The following is a 22249-nucleotide window of genomic DNA, read 5'->3' on the forward strand; positions in this document are numbered from 1 at the left end:
CGCCGCGCAGTTACGTTGCAGCGATGCGCTTTCCGACGCTCGGGGTCCGCACCCGGATCCTGGCCATCGCGCTGGTACCGAGCGTGGCGTTGGCGGCCATCGGCCTCGGCGTCGCCGGCACCCTGATCGACCGCTCACACCAGGCCCGCACCTGGGCCGACGAGATGCGGGCGGGCATCGTGCCCACCCGCGAGCTGATCGAGGCCGTGCAGGCCGAACGGCAGCTGAACAGTGGCGCAATCCGGTCCCGCTACTGGAACTGGTGCGGTCCGCGGTCGGCGAGACCGCCGACTACACCCGGGTCCAGACCGGCCGCCTGCCTGCGGCTTTCATTGCCGGCCGGTCCGTCGCCGACCTCATCCACCTGCTGGCCGAGCTGATCGACAACGCCGCCTCCTTCTCCCCGCCGCAGTCCCGCGTCGAGATCTCCGGCGTCTCGGTGGGCCGCGGGGCGGCGGTCGAGATCAGCGATCAGGGCATGGGTATTCCCGAGCCCGACCTGGCCCGGCTCAACGAGCTGCTGGCCGGGCCACCGGATTTCGCCGTCACCAGCCTGTCCTCGGATTCCCGCCTGGGCCTGTTCGTGGTGTCGCGGCTGACCGCCCGGCACGGCATCTCGGTGCGCCTGTCCGATTCCGATTACGGCGGCACGCGCGCCATCGTCCTCATCCCGTCCGGGCTGATCGAGGGCGAGCTGGGCGCTGCGGAACCACGGCCGGAGGCCATGCCCCCGCAGCGCCGCGCCGAACTCGCGCAGGCGGCGACCGCGTCGCCGGAATTCCGGGCGGCGGCAGCATCATTCGATGCGTGGCATCCGGGCCAGCCCGAACCGGACTTCTCCGCACCGGATACGCAGGTCACCGCCGATCTCCGGCCCGAGCTGCCGCGGCGCCGCCGCCAGGAGCATCTCGCGCCCGAGCTGGCCGAGCACCCGGTGCCCGAACACTCACCCGCCCCGGCGCCGGGCGAACGCAGCGCCGAGCAGGCGCGAGAGTTGTTCTCGGCCATCGAGAACGGCACCCGACAGGGGCGGCAGACCGATCCCGGCCCGCCGCCCGCCCCCCGACAGGAAGGCGATGGTGAACACCTCCCCCGCTGGTGATCTCGACTGGCTCCTCGACGATCTCGTCGACAAACTCGCGGGCGTGCGGCATGCGGTGGTGCATTCCACCGACGGCTTGCTGCTCGGCCGGTCGGAGCGGATGAGCCGGGAGGACGCGGAGCACTTCTGTGCCATGTCCTCGACCCTGTTCGGGCTGCCCCGCGGTGCCGGGCGCCGATTCGACGCGGGCGGGGTGCGGCAGGCCGTGATCGAACTCGACCGCGCTGTCCTGTTCGTCACCGCGGCGGGTGCCAATGCCTGCCTGGCGCTGCAGGCCGCGGCCGACGCGAACCTCGGCATGGTCGCCTACGAGATGAACCTGACCGTGCAGCGGGTCGGATCCTTCCTCTCCGCCGCACCGCGCCAGCGTGCTTGAGGGTCGCGAATTGTGCTGTGCTTCCCCGGAATCCGATTGCCAGAAGATAGCTGAATGATGGCATTATTTGCGATGTACAAGCATGCATGAATGATAAAGTCAATCTTAGTCCCGCTCAACGGGATCGGTGGGGTATATGTGACTTACGCCCCGTTACCTTTGCCCGATGTTCAGAGCGAGGCTCGGGGTCCGGACCCGCGTGCTCGCCATCGCACTCGTCCCGAGCCTGGCGCTGCTCGTGATCGGCGTGGGTGGCGCGGGGTACCTGGTGGTCGAGGGCAAGCACGCGCGGGATTGGGCGGATGCGTTGTCCGCCGCGGGACCGCCCACCGGAGAAGTGATCGCCGCGGTGGAGCAGGAGCGCCAGCTCTCCCTCGCCCAGATGGGTGGCGGCGATGACGCGAGTCCGAAGTCGTTGGCGCAGGCGCGCACCCGTCTCGACAGCGCATTGCAGGGCATGGCCCCGGTCAGTGCCGCCATGGAGAACCTCGGCCCGAAATCCGTCACCGGGGACGTCGGCGGGCTGCTCACCCTGACCCGCCAGCTGGCAGGTCTGCGCACCCAGATCGACACCAACGCGGTGTCGATCTCCGATGTCTACTACTTCTACGGCAAGCTGCTCGAGTTCGTCTGGATCGGCACCCGCGTCGTCGCCGACACCGCGCCCAGTTCCGAAGTGGCCCTGGAGGTCGCCAACGGCCTGCAGGTCGTGCAGGCCGCCGAGATGCTCTCCCGTGAGGCCGCGGTCGGCGAGGTCCTGCTCGCCGGCGGCACCCTGCCGCCCGAGCTGGCCATCGAATTCTCCCGCGTGGCAGGCACCTACCGGGTGAACCTGGGCGTGCTGGCCGGCGGCGACGGTACCAACGGTGACGTCGATATGCAGGCCCTCATGAACGATCCGGACTGGACGAAGATCGTCATGATGGAGAACGTGCTGCTCTCGCGGGCACTCGATCCCATGACCGTGCCGCCCGCGAAACCCGGTGCCGCTCCGCAGGTCGCACCGCTGACCTTCACCGCGCAGGAGTGGCGCGACACCGTTGCCCGGCTCAACACCCAGATCCTGCACCTGTGGGAGAAGATGAGCCGCCACAACGAGAAGATGGCCGCCGATGTGGCCGACAGCAATTCCCGCAACTCCGCGCTGGCCGGTGGCGGCATGCTGGCGGTGTCCGGGCTCGCCTTCCTGGTGTCGCTGGTGCTCGCGAACCGGATCATCCGCCGCCTCAAGGGCCTGCGCAACGAGACGCTGGTGCTGGCCGACGAGCGGCTGCCCGAGATCATGGCCAAGCTGCGCACGGGTCAGCCGGTCGACATCGCCGCCGAGGCCGCGGTGCTGGACTTCGGCCACGACGAGATCGGCCAGGTGGCAAAGGCGTTCACCCACGCCCACGCCGCCGCCGTGAGCGCCGCCGTCACCGAGGCCCGCACCCGTGAGGGCGTCAAGGCGATGTTCCTCAATATCGCCCACCGCAGCCAGGTCATCGTGCACCGCCAGCTGGAGATCCTCGACGCCGCGGAGTCGTCGCAGGAGGATCCGGCGCTGCTGGACATCTACTTCCGCCTCGACCACCTGGCCACCCGCGAACGCCGCAACGCCGAGAACCTCATCATTCTCGCTGGCGGTCAGCCCGGCCGGCAGTGGCGTAATCCCGTGCAGCTGCTCGAGATCGTGCGCTCGGCCGTTGGCGAGACCATCGACTACACCCGCGTCAAGATCGCGCGGCTGCCCGACGTGTCCATCGCGGGCAGCGCGGTCGCCGACCTCGTGCACCTGCTCGCCGAACTCGTCGACAACGCCGCCCACTTCTCGCCGCCCCAGTCGCAGGTCGAGGTACGCGGCAACGTGGTCGGCAAGGGCGTCGCCATCGAGGTGATCGACCAGGGTATGGGCATGCCCGAGGAGGAGCTGGCGCGGATCAACGAGATCCTGCGCGACGCACCCGATTTCGGTGTCGCCATGCTGCCCGACGACTTCCGCCTCGGCCGCTTCGTGGTCGCCCAGCTGGCGGCCCGCAACGGTATTTCGGTGCGACTCACCGAATCCGACTACGGCGGCGTCCGGGCCATCGTGCTGGTGCCCAACAGCGTGGTCGTGCAGCCCTCGGGCCGCACCGGCGAGATCCCGGTCGTGCCGCGGCAGCTGGACGCCGCCGAGCCGTCCGCGGCCTCGCTGGCGGTGGCCGCGCTGCCCCAGCTGCCCGCGGCGCCGGCGGTCCCCGCGTCGACGATCTCGAGCTACGAGCTGCCCATCGTCGGCTACGAGGCCTATACGCCCCCGGCCGCACCGGAACCGCCCGTCGCGCCCAGCGCGCCGGCGGCCCCGGTCACGCCCCAGCGCGAGCCGTTCGGGCCGTCCACCGGCTCGCTGGTACCGCCGGTCATGTCCTTCGGAGCCGCAACGCCGTTCGACCCGCCGACCAACCCGCGGCAGAATCCGAATCCACCGGCCGAACCCATCCCGCCGGTGGAAAACGGTTTCCGGTCTCGCGAATTCGGGCGCTCCCATTACACTGGCTCCGACGCCCGGCCCGCGCTCCCGCGTAGGCGCCGGCAGGCAAGTCTCGCACCGGAATTGGCGCAGGAGCAGTCGGCCCCCGAGTCGGCGGTCCAGGCCACCCGCACGGCCGAGCAGGCCCGAGACCTTTTCTCCGCCATCGAAAACGGAACCAGGCAGGGCCGCCAGGCCGACCCCGGTTCGTTCGGGCCTGAGTCCCAGGCCTTCTTTGAAGGCACACAGTCGGAACGACAGGAAGGCGACGGTGACCACCTCAAACGCTGGTGATCTCAACTGGCTACTCGATGATCTGGTCGACCGGCTCGCAGGCGTCCGTCACGCGGTGGTGCACTCCACCGACGGGCTGCTGCTGGGCCGCTCCTCCGCCATGAGCCGCGAGGACGCGGAGCACTTCGGTGCCATGTCCTCCACCCTCTACGGCCTGGCGCGCAGCGCCGGAGGCAGATTCGATGGCGGCGGCGTCCGCCAGGCGGTCATCGAACTCGAGCGCGCGGTGCTGTTCGTGACCGCCGCCGGCAGCCATGCCTGCCTCGCGCTGCAGGCCACCGAACAGGCCAACCTCGGCATGGTCGCCTACGAGATGAACCTGACCGTGCAGCGCGTAGGCAACTACCTGTCCACCACCCCGCGCCACAATCTGGCCGGACAAGGCAATCCCCGACTGTCATGAGGCCGGGGCCGGGGGAACAGTGGTTCGATGACGCGGCCGGTCCGCTCGTGCGTCCCTACGCACGGACCGGTGGCCGAACCATGGGTGCGGGGCACGATCTGGACATGCTCACGGTGGTGGTGGTACCCAATGCCGCCCCACCGCTGCGTCGTGTCGAACCGGAGTACGCGGAAATCGTCCGGTTGTGCCGGCTGCCGCTGTCGGTGGCCGAGGTCTCGGCCGCCCTGCGGCTGCCGCTGGCGGTGACCAAAATCCTGGTGGGGGACCTGATTTCAGACAACATCCTCAACTTCCGGGCCCCGGCCTCCCCCGAGGCCGCGCCCGGTGACCTCAACATTCTGCGAGCGGTACTCGATGGCATTCGAAAACTCTGATACCGCCCAGCCCATGGCCGCCTCGGTGAAAATCCTCATCGCGGGCGGCTTCGGCGTGGGTAAGACAACGATGGTGGGGGCGATCAGTGAGATCACTCCGCTCCGCACCGAAGAACTCATTACCGAATTGTCCGCCGGCGTCGACGATCTGCGCGGCGTCGAGGGCAAGACCACCACCACGGTGGCGCTGGACTTCGGTCGTATCACCATCGACCAGAACCTGGTGCTCTACCTGTTCGGCACGCCCGGCCAGGACCGCTTCTGGTTCCTGTGGGACGAACTGGCCCGCGGTGCGCTGGGCGCGGTCGTACTGGCCGACACCCGCCGCCTGGAGGGCTCGTTCGCGGCGATCGACTTCTTCGAACGCCGCGGCGTCGCTTTCACGGTGGCCGTCAACTGTTTCGAGGGCGCGCCCCTGTACACTCCGGCCGAGGTCCGCGACGCGCTCGACCTGGACGAGCGTATCCCGGTGCTGCTGTGCGACGCCCGCGACCGCGGCTCGTGCAAGAACGTGCTGATGACGCTGGTCGAGTACCTCATCGACCGGGCTGCCACCGCCGGCGTGCGCTGACAGCTGACCCGAACGCGAGGCGAGCCCGCCCGGAGAAATCCGGGCGGGCTCGCCTCGTCTTCGCTTGTGCGGCAGGTCAGTTGGGCACGACGTCGGCGAAGTCGCCGATCCAGCGGTGCGGACCGCGCGGGCTGTTCGGTTCGCCCGGGCGGGTGACGCCGATGGCCTGCCAGCCGGCCGTCGTGGCGGCGTCGACCTCGTCGGGGTGGTCGGACAAGAACAGGATCTGGTCGGCGGGGACGCCGATGGCGCTCGCGATCTTCTCGTAGGAGGAGGCTTCGCGCTTCGGTCCCGCGGTGGACAGGTCGAAGTGCCCGCTGATCAGCGGGGACAGATCGCCGCCCCGAGCGAACGCGAACCAATCCTTCTGGTTGCGAACCGAACCCGAGGAGTAGATGTAGAGTTCCAGACCGGATTCGCGCCAGGCGCGCAGCACCGGCGGCACGTCGGGGAAGAACTCGCCGTGCAGGGACCCGTTGCGGAAGCCCTCGGCGCAGATGATGCCCTGGGCGGCCTTGAGCGGCTCGAACTTCACGTCGGTATCGAGCCACCCGATGAGGATCCGGGCCACCTCGGCGGCGTCGGCGCCGGGGCGGTTCGCCTGGGCGCGGGTGGCCTCTAGAATGGGATCCGCTGCGCCGCCGGTGTTCTCGGCCAGCCAGGCCGGGAGCCGGTCGCGGGTGTAGCCGTAGAGGTCCTCCCGTACCGAACTGGTCGGGCTGGTGGTTCCCTCGATATCGAGCACGACCGCCTTGATCATGCCGGGGCCAGCAGTTCGTCGAGGGTCGGGAAGCCGGACGAGATCTCGTCGCCGGTGAAATCGCCGATCCAGCCGTCCTCTTCCTCGAAGAAGCGCACGGCCACGAACTCCGGCCGGGTGCCCATGTCGAACCAGTGCAGGGTGCCCGCCGGCACCGAGACCAGATCGCCCGCGGTGCACACGGTCGCCAGCACCTCGTCGCCGAGGTGCAGATAGAAGCAGCCCGCGCCGGCCGCGAAGAAGCGGACCTCGTCCTCGGCGTGGCGGTGCTCGTCCAGGAACTTGGTGCGGGCGGCGACCGCCTTGGCGGGCCACTCCGGATCGCTGTCGTCTGGGTGGATGCGCGCCACGTCGATGAACTTGTAGCGGCCTTCGGCATTCAATTCGTCGATGCGGCTCTGGTATTCGGCCAGCAGCTGCTCGGTGGTGGTGGCGGCGCTGAAACCCTCCAGCAGCGGCCAGCGCTCGAAGGTGATGCCGCGCTTGGCCAGCTCGGCGGCGATCACCGCGTCATCGTCGGTGCGCAGCACCACATCACCGGCGTCCTTGTCGGACATGATCTGCAACAGGGTCATAGGAGGTTCCTTTCTCGGAACGCTGTATTCAGTTCATACATGGTCGCCCACCGGGATCTCGCGGTGTCCGGTCAAGGTGGTCAGCTGGCACATGGCCTCGAGGCACTCCGCGCGATCGCGCGCCTGCGCCAGGCTCGGACCCCAGGCGGTGATGCCGTGCCCGGCGATGAACAGCACAGGCGGGGCCTCCGGATGCTCGGTCAGGTACTTCTCGATATCCGCGCCGATCTGCGGGACATCGGCGTGGTTCGGGAACACGGGGATGTCGATGACATCCGGGCGGGCCGAACCGAGGCCCTTGATCAGCTCGTAGCCCGCGAAACGCGCTGTGGTGACGCCTGATCCGGCGGTCGTGATCGAGACGGCCGTGGCGTGCGGCGGGTGCACGTGCACCACCGCGTCGGCGCCGCGGGTGCGGTAGACGGCGGTGTGGATGGTGGTCTCCGCCGAGGGCCTGCGGCCGGAAGCGTCGACGGGCTTGGAGTCGACCACGGCGACGGTCACCATGTCGGAGGCGGTGAGCTCGCCCTTCGACAATCCGCTGGCGGTGACGAGGGCCGTATCGCCCTGGCGCACCGAGATATTGCCCGCGGTGCCCGGCATCCAGCCGCTGGCGTACAGGCCGCGCGCGATCTCCGCGATCTCCGCGCCCGCCGCAGACTTCGGGGCGGTGGCCGCCGAGGCGGAAGTCCGCGCGGCCGCCGGGTCCTCGAGCACCCCGAACTCGGTGACCACCGCGGTCACCAGCTCGGCCGGGGTGACGTCGAAGGCCGGGTTGAACGTCTTCGTGCCCTCGGGAGCCGTTGCGACGCCGCCGAATCCGGTCACCTCGGCCGCGGCACGCTGCTCCACCACGATGTCGGATCCCTTCGCGGTGGAGATGTCCCGCGTCGACTCGGGTGCGACCACGATGAACGGAATGCCGTGGTGCTGCGCCGCGATGGCCAGCATGTAGGTGCCGATCTTGTTGGCGACCGCCCCGTCGGCGGTGATCCGGTCCGCGCCCACGACCACGGCGTCCACCTGTTCGGTGGCCATGGCCCACGCGGCGGCGGAATCGATGGTGAGCCGGTGCGGGATACCGGCTTCGGCCATCTCCCACGCGGTCAGGCGCGCGCCCTGCAGCAGCGGGCGGGTCTCGTCCACGATCACCTCGGCGAGCGCGCCCCGCTGATGCAGCACCCGCAGTGCGCCGATGGCGGTACCCCAGGCGGTGGTGGCCAGGCGGCCGGTGTTGCAGTGGGTGAGCAAGCGGAGCGGGCGGTCCGCGCACAGGCGCTGGATCAGATCGGCGGCCGCGGTGGCGGCGGCCAGATTCACCCGCCCGTCCTCGGCCAGCATGTCGAGGGCTTCGTCGAGCATGGCCCGCAGTCCCTCGGGAAGCTTGGCCAGCGTGCGCTGCACACCCCAGGCCAGATTCACCGCGGTCGGCCGGGCATCCGCGATCCGCGCGGCCTCGGCCTCGACGCGCCCGGCGTCGACCACGCCGTCGGTGCTGGCGGCACGGGCCGCGATCACCACACCGAACGCGCCGCACACGCCGATCGCAGGGGCGCCACGCACGGCCAGAGTCTTGATCGCATCGATGACCTCGTCGACCGTCGTGATCCGAAGCTCCCGCACCTCGTGCGGCAGCGCCCGCTGGTCGATGGTGACGAGCGCACCGTCGGCCCACGCGATCGAACTCTGATCCATCTAGTTCTGTCCTCTTGACTGGAGAATTGCGGCGACGCCCACGGCCGTGGGCACACTCCACCGTATCGAACTCGGATCCGCGCCTGACCGGCAGGTTTCGGATCAGCGCAATCCGAATGGCCGGTATTCGTGCGGGATGCCCCGGGAACGGGTAGCGCGCCTCATGGCGATGTCACAGGACGGCCCACCGGAAGGGTGACCCGATCTACGGGGTCCTCACCGACGCAGCGCTCACCCGGTTCACCGGAGCTCGGGCCATGCTCGACCGAGACGACCAGAGCTAACCAAGAAGGCTGGGGAGAGCGGAAACCCCCTCCCCCGGCCCTTTCCATGCGTTCACAAGTGCGGATCGTGGACCAGCCGGAAGTCGTACCGCTGCGCTCCTCAGTGAACACGCCCCTGTCGATCACAAGCACACCGCCAAATTCGATGCGAACAGGGCTTTTACAGCACTCAGCCCCCGGGGTTCGGAGATGACCCAGGCGGTGCTCAGCGGAGGGTCGCGGTCATATGGTGGTTCCCACGACAACGCAGTCGCCGCTCTCGTCCCTCTCTTCCAACACGCGCAGCGGCGAGACCGCGTCGTGGTCGTCGCCGGGATGCTTGTCGTGCTTCCACCACCCGCCGGTCGGGCATTCCACCCAGTGGATGCGATTGGTGCAGGCGAGGCATCGAGAGAAGATGGGATGGCTGTCGGCGTCGCGCATTCGGGTCTCCTTCGAATGACCGTCCGGATGTCGGACGGGAACGGTTCCGACAGTTAGTTCGGTACGGAGTTGGGGTCGGTATTGGCGGGCTCGTGTGATCGCGTCGCCCGCGCCCTTCGCCTGCGCCTCGATCGAGTCGATCGAGTTCTCCAGGTTGGTCACTCCGTAGGTGTCGCCGCCGCGCAGCTTGATGCATACCCTTGTCGCCAGATCTGGGCCAAGCGGCTTCCACGCCGAAACTCGTTGCCACGGCATGCTGATGAGCAGGTCGACCGCCGCAGTCAAGATGGCAACACCACGTTGGATGCGATCCAGCCTTGGGGTGGTGGGTGCCGGCGGGGACCCAGCACCCATCCGGGTGGGTGCTCGGCTGTGTTACTGCGACCATCCATCCGTGGACAACAGTAGTGCGCTGCGATCCGGTCGTGCTGTCTCGTTGGACATTTGGATGGCGTCCATTTGACGGGAACCGAGACCTACCCGGACGTATCGGGCCGTATCGATCAGAGCGGTCCCCAGTGCCCGCTGCCAGCATTATCTTCCTGGCATGACACCACTTGAACCGCCCATAGTCGCCTCGCCGCAGCAGACAGGGATGATCCTCGACGTCGCCGCCGTCGGCATCCACGACCCCGCCGGCGCCGACACGCTCTACCTTCGGGCAACAAACGGCGCGCGGTATCAGCTACCCGAGCAGCTGCGAAACTGGGCGACCACCGTCATCGGTGGGAACCTGCACGCTGTTGCCGCCGGGCACCCGTCGGCGTTCCCCTGCCGGATCGAGTTCGGAATCCTCGACGGCCACATGTACGCCGAAATGCTGTAGCCGGGGTGTCTCAGCGGAGAAGTGGCCCTCATGGTCGGCCGCCGTGCATTCGATGGCGGGGCGTACCGGCGGCGACCAGCTAACTGGAGAGACACATCAACGGATGTCCATATCCGCACGGTCAACCTATCGGCTTGGAAGTGCATACGCCAAACGAGCTCGGGCCGAGTCCTTTTCGTCCATCTCGCGTTGCTACCGCCGGAAACGACGAAAGCCGGTCCAGGAATGGGGGAATTCGGACCGGCTTTCGTCGTACCAGCGCGTTGCGGAACGCGGCATTGATGACGGCGGCGAGGATACGCGACTGCCGCGCAGACCGTTCAGCGCCGGATCCCGCCAACCCGGATGTCCGTCCGGGCAGCCGACCGCATGAACCACGCGCAGGGATTTCACCATGTGCCCCAGTCGATCACGTGATCGGAGCGCCGGTGCGTCGTCGCGCGGCCTCCCATGCCTGGTGGGCGGCGTACTGCTCGCGATAGCGCAGGCCGTCGTGCAGTGTCCGGCACTCGGCGCAGCGGGGGACGGAGCTGTTCAGCTCGGTTTCGGTGAGCCTGCGACCGGCCGGTTTGCCGCAGTAGGGTTCGCCGGGGTCACCACACTATCGGCATACGCGTATGTGTCGGGGGCTCACGAGTTCGGTCCACTCGTCGATGCAGCCTTGTACGAGTGGTTGCTGATTGATTGCGAGGCTCCAAAATCTGCCCACGTGTCGGTAGCGCGACACGCCGACTGGCGACCTGGTCGGCACTGGTTCGACTGCGCCCGAGAACGGCCGGCAAGCGCTACAGTTAGACACAGCACTTGCACTCCGCAACGGTTCGAATCGGGCGATCCGACCCCAATCGGCCCGGGTAGTTGCGGGCGGTACGATCCAAAATCGCTCCGAGTTTCGGGTCGAAATCGCGGGCGAACCGGTGTAATCCGGGGCAAGCGCGGGCAGTACGGATTTCACCGAAATTGCAGGCCAAAGTGTGAATTCCGTCCGGTCGCCAGGAGTTTCCCGGAATGCGTGGGATACCATCGCGGTATGGCGAGACCGCGTCGTACCCGCAAGATCACCGTGACGATGCCCGAGGAGATCGCTGCCACCCTCGACGATTGGCGCAGCACCGGCCGCATCGCCTCGATTTCCGCGTTCGTCGCCGAATCCGTGAAGGCCCGGGTCGATCGGGCCGAATCGCTGGCCCGCCTGGAGAACGCGCTCGGCGGCCGCCCGCCGCTGGATCTGATCAATCGCGCCCGTGCCGTGCAGGGGTTGCCGCCCTTATCGGATAAGGAGGATCCCGGCGATCACGCCGGCGCGGCATGACCCCCGCCGCCCCGACGCTGGGTGGCGTCGTGTTCGACACCGCAGCGCTGACTGCCTGGGCACATCGCGTGGCATACGTGCAATCGGTGGTGTGGGCGACCGCGGACGCGGGCCACACCATCATCGTCCCGGCCACCGCACTCGCCGCGGCCCGCGCGCTGATTCCACCGGGCCGCCTGGACATCCTCTCGGTGCTGCTGGATCTGCCGAATACCGTCATCCAGCCCCTCGACCGCCCGGCCAGTGATCATCTGGGCGACACCCTCGCCGATCGCCCCGACGCCGACGCACTCATTCCGGCGGGTCACGCGACTCTCGAAGCGGTGAGCCGGGATTGGCCGTGCCTGACCGACCGCCCCGATATGCTGCGCAAGTTGGACCCGCGTGTCCAGACGGACAAGTTGCCCTGAGCATTCGAGTCCGGCTGTGGCCCAAGGGCTACCGGTCAGGCGCGTCCCAGCGCGAGGGTGACATTGTGGCCGCCGAAGCCGAAGGAGTTGCTCAGCGCGTACCGGAGCTCCTGATGGCGCGGCTTGTCGGCCACCACATCCAGCTCGGTATCCGGGTCCGGGGTCTCGAAATTCAGTGTGGGCGGGACGATCTGCTCGTTGAGCGTGCGCAGGGTGAGCATGGCTTCGAGGGCGCCGACCGCGCCGATGGAGTGGCCCAGGGCCGACTTGGGCGCGTACACCGAGGCATGCGGCGCGACCGTCATGATCGCCTTCGCCTCGGAGGCGTCACCGACCTGGGTGCCGGTGGCGTGGGCATTGACGTGGTCGATGTCCACGCCGGTCAGACCGGCCGTGGCGAGGGCCTTGCGCATGGCGCGGGCCGCGCCGTCACCGTCGGGCGCGGTGCCGGTGATGTGGTAGCCGTCGGAGGTGATGCCCGCGCCGAGGACCCGGCCGAGCATCCGCGCACCCCGCGCCCGCGCATGCGCTTCCGACTCCAGCACCAGCAATGCGCCCGCCTCGCCGAACACGAACCCGTCCCGGTCCCTGTCGAAAGGCCGTGAGGCGCGCTCGGGTTCGTCATTGCGGGTGCTCATGGCCCGCATCATGGCGAAACTGGCGATCGGCACCGCGTCGATGTGCCCCTCGACGCCGCCCGCCACCACCACGTCGGCCTCACCGGTGGCGATCAGCCGCCAGCCGTGCGCGATGGCCTCCGCGCCCGAGGCGCAGGCCGAAACCGGCGCGTACACACCGCCTTTCGCGCCGATCTCCAATCCGACGGTGGCCGCCGAACCGTTGGGCATGACCATGGGCACCGTCATGGGCGGCACCTTCCGGTAGCCCCCGGCCTTCATCAGGTCTACGGCATTGACCAGTGCCTCGCCCCCGCCGAGCCCGGTGCCCACGGCGACCGCCAGCCGCTCCGCCTCGACGGCGGGCGTCCCCGCCGCCCGCCAGACCTGCCGGCTCAGTACCAGTGCCAGCTGCTGCACGAACGACATCCGCCGCTGCTCGATCCGGGTCAACTGCTCCCCCGGCTGCTCGACGAGTCGCCCGCCGATGCGCACCGGCAGGTCGTTGTCGGTGACGAAATCGTCTGTGAGCGTGCCGATCCCGCTGTCCCCCGCCAGCAGTCGCGACCAGGTGGTGTCGAGATCGGCCCCCAGGCAGGTGGTTGCCGCCATTGCCGTCACCACGACGCCCCGGCGAGTTTCTGTACCAGTCGTTACACTCATGCTGACATAAATACCTGTACCACCCGCTACAGTCAACCCGTGCCCCGCCCACTCGACCACGCCCGCCGCGCCCAGCTTCTCGAAGGCGTCATCGCCTATATCGCCGAGTACGGCCTCGCCGAACTCTCCCTGCGCCCGCTGGCGGAATATCTGGGCACCAGCTCCCGCATGCTGATCCACTACTTCGGAACGAAAGAGGCAATGCTGGTCGCCGCCTTGGAAACCCAGCGCCCCGATATCGCCGCGCTATTCTCGGGCATCGACTCCGCGGAGGTCCTCCGTGAGCGACTGTCGGCGTCCTTCGCGATCAACACCGCAGGTCAGTTCGCGAACAGCCTCCCGGTACTGCTTCAGGTTCTCGGAGCGGCCACTGTCCCCAACAGCCCGTTCAAGTCCTACGCGACCGACGCCATCCTGGTGCTCATCACCGCAATGACCCAGTCCCTCAACCGAATCGACCCCACCATCCCCGACCCCGAGGCCTCCGCCACCCTGCTCATCTCGGGTATGCGCGGCCTGATCCAGGACTGGTGGGTCACGGGCGACACCACCCGGGTCCACCGCGCCGTGAACCTCCTCATAGCCCAAGCCATCCCCACACCCGCATGAACGGCGAACATGCCTTGCCGCAGCCACCGGAAAGGTTACTGCGCCAAGGCATGCCGGCGGATCAGGCGGGCGTGAGGGCGGGGCGATTGCGCAGGATTGCGCCACCGGCCAGCACCGACAGCGCCAGCAGGGTCAGCGCGAAGGTCGTCGCGCCGGTCGAGAGGCCGACGACGTCGCTCAGATACCCGGCGCTGACGGGCAGCAGACCGGCGGGGATGTAGCCGCCGATATTGAACGCCGCGTTGGCCTCTGCCAATCGAGCGGCCGGGACGGCGTGGTTGAGCAGCGACAGCCCACCCAGCTGGCCCAAGCCCTGGCCCGCCCCGGCGAGCAGCGCCGAGGCGATCAGGGAGGTCGGTGACTGGGTGTGGACGGCGATCACGAGGGTGAGCATCGCGAGGGTGGTCGCGGCGGCGGAGATCGCCATGGTCGCCGGGCGCGGCAGGGATCGGGCGGCGAACTGGACGGCGGTGGCGGTGAAGAACATCGCGAAGGCCATGGCGCCGGCGACGATTCGGCTCGTCGTGCCGAGCAGGCCGGACAGCAGGGCCGGGCCCAGGGACAGCACGAAGGAGGTGGCCGTGATTCCGGGCGCGAACACCGCGATGCCGAGGAAGAGCTGGCGGCGGTTCGCGTGGGGCACCCGGGGTACCCGGATCCATGAACCCGCACCCCGGTGCACCGGACGGCCGACGGGCATCCGCAGCACCGTGACGAAAGCGGTTGCCAGCAGCGCGATCTCGACCAGGAAGACGGTGACGGTCGGGGCCGGAGCGGTTTCGGACAGGACGCCGGACAGCAGCGGGCCGACGCCCGCGCCCAGCACCATCGCCGTCGAGGCGAAGAGCGCGCCCAGATGCTTGCGCCCAGGTCCGGCGACATCGGTCACGGCGGCCATGCCCGCCGACACCGCAGCGCCCACCGCGGCGCCGGTCAGCAGGCGAGCGATCATCAGCGCGATCACACTCGGCGCGGTGGCGAAGATCAGACACGCGGCCGCCGCGAGGATCAGCGCCGGGATCAGCACGGCCTTGCGGCCGAGCCGGTCCGAGGCGATGCCGGACACCAGCAGCGATCCGAGCAAACCGACGATGTAGAAGGCGAAGACCACGGTCATCGTGCCCTTGGAGAACCCGAAGTCGCGCTGCCACAGCACATACAGCGGCGTCGCCGCGTTCGAGAGCACGAAGACCGCGGTCACTGGCCACGCCGCAAGCCAAATCCACCACGTCGGGGCGACGCGAGATGCGATTCCGAGATCGATCGGCTCCGCGGTCTGTGCCGGACGAGATTGTGTCGCAACCACTTCCACTACCTCCACTCAAAGTTCGAATAGACTCGAACTAGTACGAACGGAGTCGAACATAGCATGCTGTACGATGAAAGTCGTACAGGTGCCGACAGTGAGGAGTTCAACGATGCCGGCCAAGCAGCGCCCCGCGCCGAAGTTCACGCTCCCCGCGGAACCGACCGTGGTGCCGGATCCGTTGCCGGAACCCGGACTCGACGAACTGCGACTCGAGACCGTCATGGGCGCGCTGAGCGACCCGCTGCGGCTGCACATCGTCCAGAAGCTGCTGCTCGAATCCGAGGCCTACGACCATTCCTGCGGCTGGTTCGGCATCGACCGCCCGAAATCGTCGCTGACGCACCACTTCAAGGCGCTGCGCGAAGCCGGTGTCACCCGCCAGCGTCAGTACGGCCTCGAACGCCGCAGCCAGGTCCGCATCGACGACATCGAAGCCCGCTTCCCCGGCCTGCTCGAGCTCGTCGCCGCCTGGGAGCCCGCGGACTGACGCCCGCTAGGCTGCGCCCCATGCGGACGGAGCGGGAACAGCGGCTGATCGACACGGTGGCCTGGGTGCGGATCGAGGACGGTCGCATCCTGTGCGCGCGGCCGCGCGGCAAGGACGTCTTCTATATCCCCGGCGGCAAACGCGAGGGCGCCGAAACCGATCTGCAAACCCTCATCCGCGAGATCCGCGAGGAGCTCACGGTCGAACTCGTGCCGGACACCGTCGCTCACGTCGGCACCTACGAGGCCCTGATTCCCGATGCCGTCGTGCGCATGGCCTGCTATACCGCCGAGTACACCGGCGCCCTCGCGGCCAGCAGCGAGATCGACGAGATCGCCTGGTTCACCTACGCCGATCGGCCGCACGTCCCGCCCGTGGACCAGCTCCTTTTCGACGATCTGCACGCCGACGGCCTACTCGCACACGGCTGACCGCTCCCGGCAACTAGAACATGTTGTTGACAGTGACCTACGGGTAGGCATCGAGAGACTGGTCCGAATGTAGAACATGTTCTAGTGTGGTGAGCACAACATTTCCAGTGCCGGAAAGTTCAGAGGAGCCCACCACACCATGCGTACCGAGATCTGTGATCGCCTCGGCATCGACGTACCCATCTTCGCCTTCACCCACTGCCGGGACGTGGCCGCCGCGGTCAGCAATGCGGGCGGACTTGGTGTGCTCGGCGCGGTCGGGTTCACCGCCGAACAGCTCGAGGTCGAGCTGCAGTGGCTCGACGAGCACGTGCAGGGCGTCTACGGCGTGGACCTGGTCATCCCCTCCAAGTACGAGGGCAAGGGTGTCGAGGGCCTGAGCCCCGAGGAGCTGGAAGCCCAACTGGCCAAGCTGGTTCCGCAGGAGCACCGCGACTTCGCCGAGAAGATCCTCAACGACCACGGCGTGCCGCACCTGCCGCCGGAGGAGCACCACAACCAGCTGCTGGGCTGGACCGCCACCACGGTCGCCCCGCAGATCGAGGTGATCCTGACGCACCCCAAGGCGAAACTGGTCGCCAACGCGCTGGGCACCCCGCCCGACGACGTGATCAAGCAGATCCAGGACTCCGGCCGCCTCATCGGCGCGCTGTGCGGTTCGGTCAAGCACGCGCTCAACCACAAGAACGCCGGGCTGGACTTCGTGGTCATGCAGGGCACCGAGGGCGGCGGTCACTGCGGTGAGATCGCCTCCATGGTGCTGTGGCCGCAGGTCATCGACGCCATCGGCGACATGCCGGCGCTCGCGGCCGGTGGTATCGGCAATGGCCGCCAGGTCGCGGCCGCCCTCGCCATGGGTGCGGCGGGCGCGTGGACCGGCTCGCTGTGGCTGACCGTGGAGGAGGCCAATGTGCCGCCCGCCCAGATGCAGACCTACATCGACGCCACCAGCTCCGATACCGTCCGCTCGCGCTCGTGGACCGGCAAGCCGTGCCGCATGCTCAAGAACGACTGGACCGAGGCCTGGGAGCAGCCGGAAAACCCGAAGCCGCTGGGCATGCCGCTGCAGATGATGGTCGCCCTCGACGGCGTCAAGCGCGGTCACCGGTACCCGGAGCAGGCCAAGGACGTGAACTTCAACCCGGTCGGCCAGGTCGTCGGCATGATGAACAAGATGGAGCGCTCCGCCGACGTGGTGCAGCGTCTCATCACCGAGTACCTGGAGTCCTGCGAGCGACTGAACAAGCTCAACAACGCCTGATTCTCAGGACATCGACACCGCCTGATGCTCAGGCGATTCGGCGCGTCGGGTAGGGGCTGCCCGGCGCGCCGACGCATTTCCGGCGGACGCGGCACCAGGTCGCGGGCTGGCCGGGCCGGACCATCGGCCGGCGCTAGGGTTGTCCCCATGGGGAAGGTCGAGCGGGTGCTGCGGGCCGCGTACTACGCGCTGCTCTCGGTGCCGGTTGCCTTCGCGCCCACGGGGGTTCGGGCCCGGGTGGTGCGGCGAGTGTTCCGGGCGCCGTTCGAGCTGCGGGAACCGGGACCGTGGCGCACCGCCGGGCACACGGTGCTGGCGGTCGCGATTGGACTGGTCGCCTGGTTCGCCGCGTTCCTGATGGTGCTCGCCGCGGTGCGCGGCATCTTCTATCCCCTGGTGGCAGCGCACGATTTCGAACATTCCTGGGGCGGTCCGACATTGGCCGGGGCGTGGGCGGTGCATTTCGCCGGGGGCGCGCTGCCGCTCCCCCTGTGGGTTCTGCTCATCGCCGGGTTCGGAATGCTCGAACAGCGTCTCGCCCAGCGGTTGCTGGGCCGCAGCGGGCCGTGGTGGCCGGTACCGGTGGCCATCGCGTTGTGCGCGGGTGGCGCGATGTTCTTCATAGCCTGGTGGCATCAGATCTAGCGCGACACGGTCGACGCGCCGGAAACCGAGTGGAAATCACTGCACCGTCATTGTTTTCGATCTCGGGGCGACTCAGTACGGAATCGCGGCGGGTGTGCCGCGAGTCCGGTTCCGGACGCCGATTCTCGGGGCGCGATGTGACACCCGTCTCCGAAACCCTCGTGCGGCTTGCCGTTTCGGGTCGCTGATTGCCAAGGTTTGCGGGATATGTTGCACACGAAGCCGTCACGCCTGTCGAAGCACCTGTCCCCGGCCGCCGCGGGCGGTGATGCGCGGTGACATGGTCGAAGATCCGTTCCTCCCCCACCCTGCGCCGCGTCTTGAAAGCGGCGGTGTCGCTGCTGTTCGTGATCGTGCTGGCCATCGTGGCCGCCGTCCTCGAAAAGCATGTCGGCACCGATAAATCGGACGCGAGCGGCCCGCCGATTCCGGATCGCGGCGCTCAACCGGCGGGATCGGCCAAGGAGATCAGCAGTCTGCTGGGTAAACTGAAGGTGGCCGACGAACTGCCGATGACCGGTTACTCCCGCGACCGATTCCCGCACTGGGACACCGACAAACCCGAACACGGATTCGGTGACGCCTTCGCGCAATACAGTCGCTGCACCACCCGTGACGTGGTGCTACTACGCGACGCGACCGGGCCGGTGAAGCTGGATCCGAGCAGCTGCAAACTGAGCGTCGGCACCAATGGCGGCTGGCGCGACCAGTACGGGGTCATGGACAAGAAGACCAATGCCCTCAAGCCCTACAAGTGGACCACCGATTCGTCGGCCCTGGACATCGACCACATCGTGGCGCTGGCCGAGGCGTGGCGTTCAGGCGCTGCGAACCTCGACGACGACACCCGTCGCCATATCGCCAATGACGCGCTGAACCTGGTGATTTCCGATCCCACCGCCAACCGCTCCAAGGGCGACCAGGATCCGTCCAGCTATCTGCCGCCCGGGACTTTCCGGTGCGCCTATATCGGGCACTACATCCAGGTGAAAGTAAAGTACGGATTGAACGTCGATGCCAAGGAGCAGACCGCACTGCAGGCCGCGGTGAAGGACTGTGTCAGCAAGGGAGAGTTCACATAGTCGCCGTCGTCGAAATCCGCAGCGAGGCAGCCGTCATGACCCGGGAAGAGGGAACGGTCTCCGGGGATCTCGATGTGACGCTGGATCATTCGGGCCACGGGCTGGTGCGTTATCGCGGCACCGCCACCTGGTACACCATCGGCAATCTGGAGGACGAGGAACCACGCAGCTGGACCAGCGTGCAGGATCTGGCCACCGCCATCGAGAACGAGAGCGGTGGCCGCGACGCCGCCGGCAATGTGCTGCCGTTCGAGGCGTGAGCGCTAGTCGCGCACGGCTTTCAGAGCCTCGGCCCGCGTCTTGACCGCGTCGGTCATGCCCTCGAACCCGGTGGTCAGCGCGCCGCCCAGCAGCCCGGCTACCACCGGGGCCAGCGGCCCGTTGAGCTGGAAGTGCGAGAAGTAGCGGGTGCGGCCGTCCTCGAGCGGGGTCAGGGTGTGCGAGCGCTCGCTGCTGAGCAGGCCCAGCGGCGCGGGCTTCATGTTGTAGCTGAACTCCTTGCCCGGTGTGTGGGAACGGATGAACTCGCGCTGCTGCTTGGGCTTCGGCCCGACCAGCCGCACCTTCATATCGATCGGCGACCCCGGTTCGAGGGTGGTCTTGCACTCCAGGCAGAAGGGATTCCATTCCCCGTACTTGTCCACGTCGGTGAGCACCTGCCAGACCAGCTCGGCGGGCGCGTCGATCTCCACGCTTTTGTCGATGACGAAGGCCATAGGGGAACAATACTGAAACCAGTTCTAGACAGCGGGGCGGGCCGTCACTCTGCGGCGGGACAGTACCGTCGAACCATGACCCTCGCCGACCGCTACCCCCTCCTCCACACCCCTGCCCGGTGGGAATGGGGCGGCCTCGACGTCCAGTTCTCCACCGACCTCCCACCGGACCGCCTCGTCACCAACATCCACGTCGTCTGCTTCCTCGGCGACCACATAGTCCTTTGCCGCGACGACCGGAACCGCTGGATCCTCCCCGGCGGCACCCGCGAGGCCGGAGAATCCATCGAGTCCTGCGTAATCCGCGAACTCGCCGAGGAGGCCGGCGCCGAACTGTCCGGCCCCCTCCACCACCTCGGCGCGCACTACGCCACCACCGACCGCCCCACCCCCTACCGCCCCTGGCAACCCCACCCCCACAAAGCCTGGCTCTGGTGCACCGCCGACGTCACCCTCACCGGCCACCCCACCAACCCCGATGACGCAGAACAAATCCTGGAAGTCCGCGCCTTCCCCCTCGCCGAGGCCATCCACCTGGCAGCCACCGACGGCTCCCACGTCCCCGAACTACTCGAACTCGCCACCGAACTTCACCCACGCCGACCCCCGAGAACCGCAGCGCCCGTTAACCATCCAATCGACTGAATGGAACGACTGCCGAATAAGGGCTCTCCAGCAGCAACGCGTCTTCATGGGTCTCGGCGAGCCGATACGTCCGCGAAGCCCAATCGAGCCGGTACTCCTGGATCATCTTCACGTAAAGGCTCGAGTCCAGATAGACGATCAGGTAGACGGGAATCCCCTCGTACGCATATTCGGCAAGCTTGTCGACCGTATCCGTGTATCCGGAACCGGGCGATACGACTTCGACGACCAGCAAGGCATCGGCGGTAGTGAGTTTGGTGCCACGTTCGACACAGCGGTAGACCGTCACATCGGGGCGACGGAACGAGAAGGTGCCGTCGCGCCGCTTCCTCCGGGTGAAGTGGACGTCTACGTCGGTCGACACCCGCATGCATGGGTCGTCGGGCTTCGCCGCTTCGAGATGATTGGCGAGCCGCCGAGCGACATCGCTGTGCTCCGCGCTGCCGCTCTGGCAGCGGATGATGTTCCCGTCGATGACTTCGATCAGCTTGCGCAGGGCATCCGGGAGCTCGTCGTACTGCTCCTCGGTGAGCTCCAGCGCCCCGGGGTCGTCGGCCCACACAGGCAGTTCGGTCACTGGCAACCTCACTCGAAACGGGATGTCAGGGCAAGGTCATCGTACGCGTCGGGTGCCGGAACCCTGGGGATGCTCGGATGCCATGCCCGCTGATGACTGTCGGGGCAGTTGTGACGGCTATGGGCACAGGGCGTCGCTGAGTAGGCCGGTGATGTCCGGGTCGGTGTCCGGTGAGTCGTTCATCGCGATGGTTACCGCGCGGCTGTCTCGGGTGGCGCCGGAAATGGTGAGGTAGCCGGCGATCTCGCCGACGTGGCCGAAGTATTGTGCGCCGCAGGGCAGTTGGATCGCGCCGATGCCGAGGCCGTAGTCGAGGGTGCTGTCCGGGGAACGGGGTGGGGTTGTCAGCATGTCGTGCAGCTGGCCGTCGGCGACGATCTTTCCGGCGAGCAGGGCCATGAAGAAGTGGTTCAGGTCGTTGCCGGTGGAGATCAGTCCGCCTGCCGACCATGCCACCGATGGCTCGGAGCGGGTGACGTTGGTCGGGACGCCGCCGACGAGGGTGTAGCCCTGCGGGTGCGGGCCGCGGAAGCCGGTCTCGCCCGGACCGGGCAGGTAGGTGTCGGCGAGCTGATTCGGTGTGGCGATGCGGCCGGTAAGTTCCTCGGAATATGTTCTGCCCGTTACCTTTTCGACCAGCATGCCCGCGATGATGAAATTGGTATTGGTGTACTTGAACCGCTCCCCCGGCGCGAACTGCGCGGGCCGGCGCAGCGCGATCGCGATCTCCTCGGCGGGAGTGAAGGTGCGGCCCCCGGCCGCGGCGCGCACCTCGTCGAGTTCGGGGTCATCGGAGAGTTCCGGCAGTCCGCTGCGGTGCTGGAGGATCTGGCGCACCGTGATCACGCGCCCGTCCACGCCATTGCCCCTGAGGAGCCCGGGCAGATAGGTGTCGACGGGTTCGTCGAGCCGCACCTTCCCCTCCGACACCAATTGCATGATGAGTGCCGCCGCAAAGGTTTTGGAGATGCTGCCGACCCGCACCTGCTGCGGCGGGGCCATCGGAATCGGTGCCCGGGTGGTGCGGTCCCCGACCCCGGCGGTGAGGGTGATGGTCTGCCCGTTCTCCGTGAGGGTCGCGATCACCCCGGTGGTCCCGGCCCGCACCAGCCCGTCGATGTCGTCGCGAATCCGCTCGACTCGCTTGGGCGACACCGCCATCGGGGTGGTGGAGACCGGCTGCGGCACCGAGGTGGTCATACTCCCGCATCCCGCGGCCCCCACCAGCGCCAGCACTGTCACCGTCAGCCCGATTCGCATATCTCGACGGTAGGGACGGCCGCGGACCGCGACATCCGGACAACCCCTGAG

Annotated in this window: 27 protein-coding genes; 18 read left to right on the top strand and 9 right to left on the bottom strand. The window is 68.0% G+C overall.

Annotation, left to right across the window (positions count from 1 at the left end; all coding sequences use genetic code 11):
• Positions 1–23 precede the first annotated feature (23 nt).
• The 7 genes from AB0L60_RS10875 (at position 24) to AB0L60_RS10905 (ending at position 5611) form a co-directional block, all read left to right on the top strand.
• Entirely contained in the window at positions 24–380 is a 357-nt protein-coding gene (locus AB0L60_RS10875; protein WP_364610641.1) for a hypothetical protein, read from the top strand.
• Positions 263–1102: a sensor histidine kinase gene (locus AB0L60_RS10880; protein ID WP_364610644.1), complete on the top strand. Its 840-nt coding sequence runs from the start codon at positions 263–265 to the stop codon at positions 1100–1102. Before AB0L60_RS10875 ends, AB0L60_RS10880 begins: the two co-directional genes overlap by 118 nt.
• The gene (locus tag AB0L60_RS10885; RefSeq protein ID WP_364610647.1) at positions 1080–1478 is read left to right on the top strand and encodes a roadblock/LC7 domain-containing protein; all 399 of its coding nucleotides are present in this window, start codon (positions 1080–1082) and stop codon (positions 1476–1478) included. The genes AB0L60_RS10880 and AB0L60_RS10885 overlap by 23 nt, the downstream gene beginning before the upstream one ends.
• Before the next feature lie 166 nt (positions 1479–1644).
• On the top strand, positions 1645–4263 hold the full coding sequence (locus tag AB0L60_RS10890) for a nitrate- and nitrite sensing domain-containing protein (protein ID WP_364610650.1): 2619 nt from the start codon (positions 1645–1647) through the stop codon (positions 4261–4263).
• On the top strand, positions 4241–4666 hold the full coding sequence (locus tag AB0L60_RS10895; protein WP_040857697.1) for a roadblock/LC7 domain-containing protein: 426 nt from the start codon (positions 4241–4243) through the stop codon (positions 4664–4666). Before AB0L60_RS10890 ends, AB0L60_RS10895 begins: the two co-directional genes overlap by 23 nt.
• Positions 4663–5040, top strand: coding sequence for a DUF742 domain-containing protein (locus AB0L60_RS10900; protein WP_354832682.1), 378 nt, complete (start codon positions 4663–4665; stop codon positions 5038–5040). Before AB0L60_RS10895 ends, AB0L60_RS10900 begins: the two co-directional genes overlap by 4 nt.
• Positions 5041–5053: 13 nt before the next feature.
• The gene (locus tag AB0L60_RS10905) at positions 5054–5611 is read left to right on the top strand and encodes an ATP/GTP-binding protein (protein ID WP_364610655.1); all 558 of its coding nucleotides are present in this window, start codon (positions 5054–5056) and stop codon (positions 5609–5611) included.
• Positions 5612–5687: 76 nt separating this feature from the next.
• Here the strand turns inward: AB0L60_RS10905 and mtnC are convergent, their stop codons facing one another.
• The 4 genes from mtnC to AB0L60_RS10925 form a co-directional block, all read right to left on the bottom strand.
• Complete coding sequence (gene mtnC / locus AB0L60_RS10910) at positions 5688–6371, bottom strand: acireductone synthase (protein WP_364610658.1); 684 nt, start codon at positions 6369–6371, stop codon at positions 5688–5690.
• Positions 6368–6946, bottom strand: a complete 579-nt coding sequence (locus tag AB0L60_RS10915) for a cupin (RefSeq protein ID WP_364610661.1) — start codon at positions 6944–6946, stop codon at positions 6368–6370. The genes mtnC and AB0L60_RS10915 overlap by 4 nt, the downstream gene beginning before the upstream one ends.
• 33 nt (positions 6947–6979) lie before the next feature.
• Positions 6980–8641 carry an S-methyl-5-thioribose-1-phosphate isomerase gene (mtnA, locus tag AB0L60_RS10920; RefSeq protein WP_364610664.1) on the bottom strand — a complete coding sequence of 554 codons (1662 nt, stop codon included), beginning with the start codon at positions 8639–8641 and terminating at the stop codon, positions 6980–6982.
• A gap of 506 nt (positions 8642–9147) precedes the next feature.
• Complete coding sequence (locus tag AB0L60_RS10925) at positions 9148–9633, bottom strand: hypothetical protein (protein WP_364610667.1); 486 nt, start codon at positions 9631–9633, stop codon at positions 9148–9150.
• A gap of 262 nt (positions 9634–9895) precedes the next feature.
• Here AB0L60_RS10925 and AB0L60_RS10930 point away from each other — a divergent pair, with 262 nt between their 5' ends.
• From AB0L60_RS10930 to AB0L60_RS10940, 3 genes are all read left to right on the top strand, one after another.
• The gene (locus tag AB0L60_RS10930; protein ID WP_364610670.1) at positions 9896–10174 is read left to right on the top strand and encodes a hypothetical protein; all 279 of its coding nucleotides are present in this window, start codon (positions 9896–9898) and stop codon (positions 10172–10174) included.
• Positions 10175–11204: 1030 nt separating this feature from the next.
• On the top strand, positions 11205–11486 hold the full coding sequence (locus AB0L60_RS10935) for a hypothetical protein (RefSeq protein ID WP_354832698.1): 282 nt from the start codon (positions 11205–11207) through the stop codon (positions 11484–11486).
• The gene (locus AB0L60_RS10940) at positions 11483–11896 is read left to right on the top strand and encodes a hypothetical protein (RefSeq protein ID WP_364610674.1); all 414 of its coding nucleotides are present in this window, start codon (positions 11483–11485) and stop codon (positions 11894–11896) included. The genes AB0L60_RS10935 and AB0L60_RS10940 overlap by 4 nt, the downstream gene beginning before the upstream one ends.
• Positions 11897–11931: 35 nt before the next feature.
• On the opposite strand, the gene AB0L60_RS10945 is transcribed toward AB0L60_RS10940, so the two are convergent.
• On the bottom strand, positions 11932–13176 hold the full coding sequence (locus tag AB0L60_RS10945) for a KasA/KasB family beta-ketoacyl-ACP synthase (RefSeq protein ID WP_364610677.1): 1245 nt from the start codon (positions 13174–13176) through the stop codon (positions 11932–11934).
• 39 nt (positions 13177–13215) lie between these two features.
• Between AB0L60_RS10945 and AB0L60_RS10950 the strand changes: the two genes are divergently transcribed.
• Positions 13216–13785 (top strand): TetR/AcrR family transcriptional regulator, encoded by a 570-nt coding sequence (locus AB0L60_RS10950; protein ID WP_364610680.1) that lies wholly within the window; start codon positions 13216–13218, stop codon positions 13783–13785.
• A 61-nt stretch (positions 13786–13846) separates the two neighbouring features.
• Here AB0L60_RS10950 and AB0L60_RS10955 read toward each other — a convergent pair whose 3' ends face one another.
• Positions 13847–14986 carry an MFS transporter gene (locus AB0L60_RS10955; RefSeq protein ID WP_364610683.1) on the bottom strand — a complete coding sequence of 380 codons (1140 nt, stop codon included), beginning with the start codon at positions 14984–14986 and terminating at the stop codon, positions 13847–13849.
• Between the two features lie 217 nt (positions 14987–15203).
• Here AB0L60_RS10955 and AB0L60_RS10960 point away from each other — a divergent pair, with 217 nt between their 5' ends.
• The 6 genes from AB0L60_RS10960 (at position 15204) to AB0L60_RS10985 (ending at position 19260) form a co-directional block, all read left to right on the top strand.
• Complete coding sequence (locus tag AB0L60_RS10960; RefSeq protein WP_364610686.1) at positions 15204–15581, top strand: ArsR family transcriptional regulator; 378 nt, start codon at positions 15204–15206, stop codon at positions 15579–15581.
• A gap of 20 nt (positions 15582–15601) precedes the next feature.
• Entirely contained in the window at positions 15602–16012 is a 411-nt protein-coding gene (locus AB0L60_RS10965) for an NUDIX domain-containing protein (protein WP_364610689.1), read from the top strand.
• Positions 16013–16151: 139 nt separating this feature from the next.
• Complete coding sequence (locus AB0L60_RS10970; RefSeq protein ID WP_364610692.1) at positions 16152–17273, top strand: nitronate monooxygenase family protein; 1122 nt, start codon at positions 16152–16154, stop codon at positions 17271–17273.
• A 147-nt stretch (positions 17274–17420) separates the two neighbouring features.
• The gene (locus tag AB0L60_RS10975; protein ID WP_364610695.1) at positions 17421–17918 is read left to right on the top strand and encodes a hypothetical protein; all 498 of its coding nucleotides are present in this window, start codon (positions 17421–17423) and stop codon (positions 17916–17918) included.
• Positions 17919–18193: 275 nt separating this feature from the next.
• Positions 18194–19000 carry an HNH endonuclease family protein gene (locus AB0L60_RS10980; protein WP_364610698.1) on the top strand — a complete coding sequence of 269 codons (807 nt, stop codon included), beginning with the start codon at positions 18194–18196 and terminating at the stop codon, positions 18998–19000.
• Positions 19001–19035: 35 nt separating this feature from the next.
• A complete protein-coding gene (locus AB0L60_RS10985; RefSeq protein ID WP_354832731.1) occupies positions 19036–19260 on the top strand; it encodes a hypothetical protein in 225 nt (74 codons plus the stop codon).
• 3 nt (positions 19261–19263) lie between these two features.
• Here AB0L60_RS10985 and AB0L60_RS10990 read toward each other — a convergent pair whose 3' ends face one another.
• On the bottom strand, positions 19264–19716 hold the full coding sequence (locus tag AB0L60_RS10990; protein ID WP_354832733.1) for an SRPBCC domain-containing protein: 453 nt from the start codon (positions 19714–19716) through the stop codon (positions 19264–19266).
• Positions 19717–19791: 75 nt separating this feature from the next.
• Between AB0L60_RS10990 and AB0L60_RS10995 the strand changes: the two genes are divergently transcribed.
• Positions 19792–20361 (top strand): NUDIX domain-containing protein, encoded by a 570-nt coding sequence (locus AB0L60_RS10995; protein WP_364610703.1) that lies wholly within the window; start codon positions 19792–19794, stop codon positions 20359–20361.
• Here AB0L60_RS10995 and AB0L60_RS11000 read toward each other — a convergent pair.
• On the bottom strand, positions 20342–20938 hold the full coding sequence (locus AB0L60_RS11000; protein WP_364610706.1) for a Uma2 family endonuclease: 597 nt from the start codon (positions 20936–20938) through the stop codon (positions 20342–20344). The genes AB0L60_RS10995 and AB0L60_RS11000 overlap by 20 nt on opposite strands.
• Positions 20939–21055: 117 nt before the next feature.
• Complete coding sequence (locus tag AB0L60_RS11005; RefSeq protein ID WP_364610709.1) at positions 21056–22198, bottom strand: serine hydrolase domain-containing protein; 1143 nt, start codon at positions 22196–22198, stop codon at positions 21056–21058.
• Between the last annotated feature and the right edge of the window lie 51 nt (positions 22199–22249).

It is taken from the genome of Nocardia sp. NPDC051981, from assembly GCF_040680715.1.
GTDB lineage: Bacteria > Actinomycetota > Actinomycetes > Mycobacteriales > Mycobacteriaceae > Nocardia.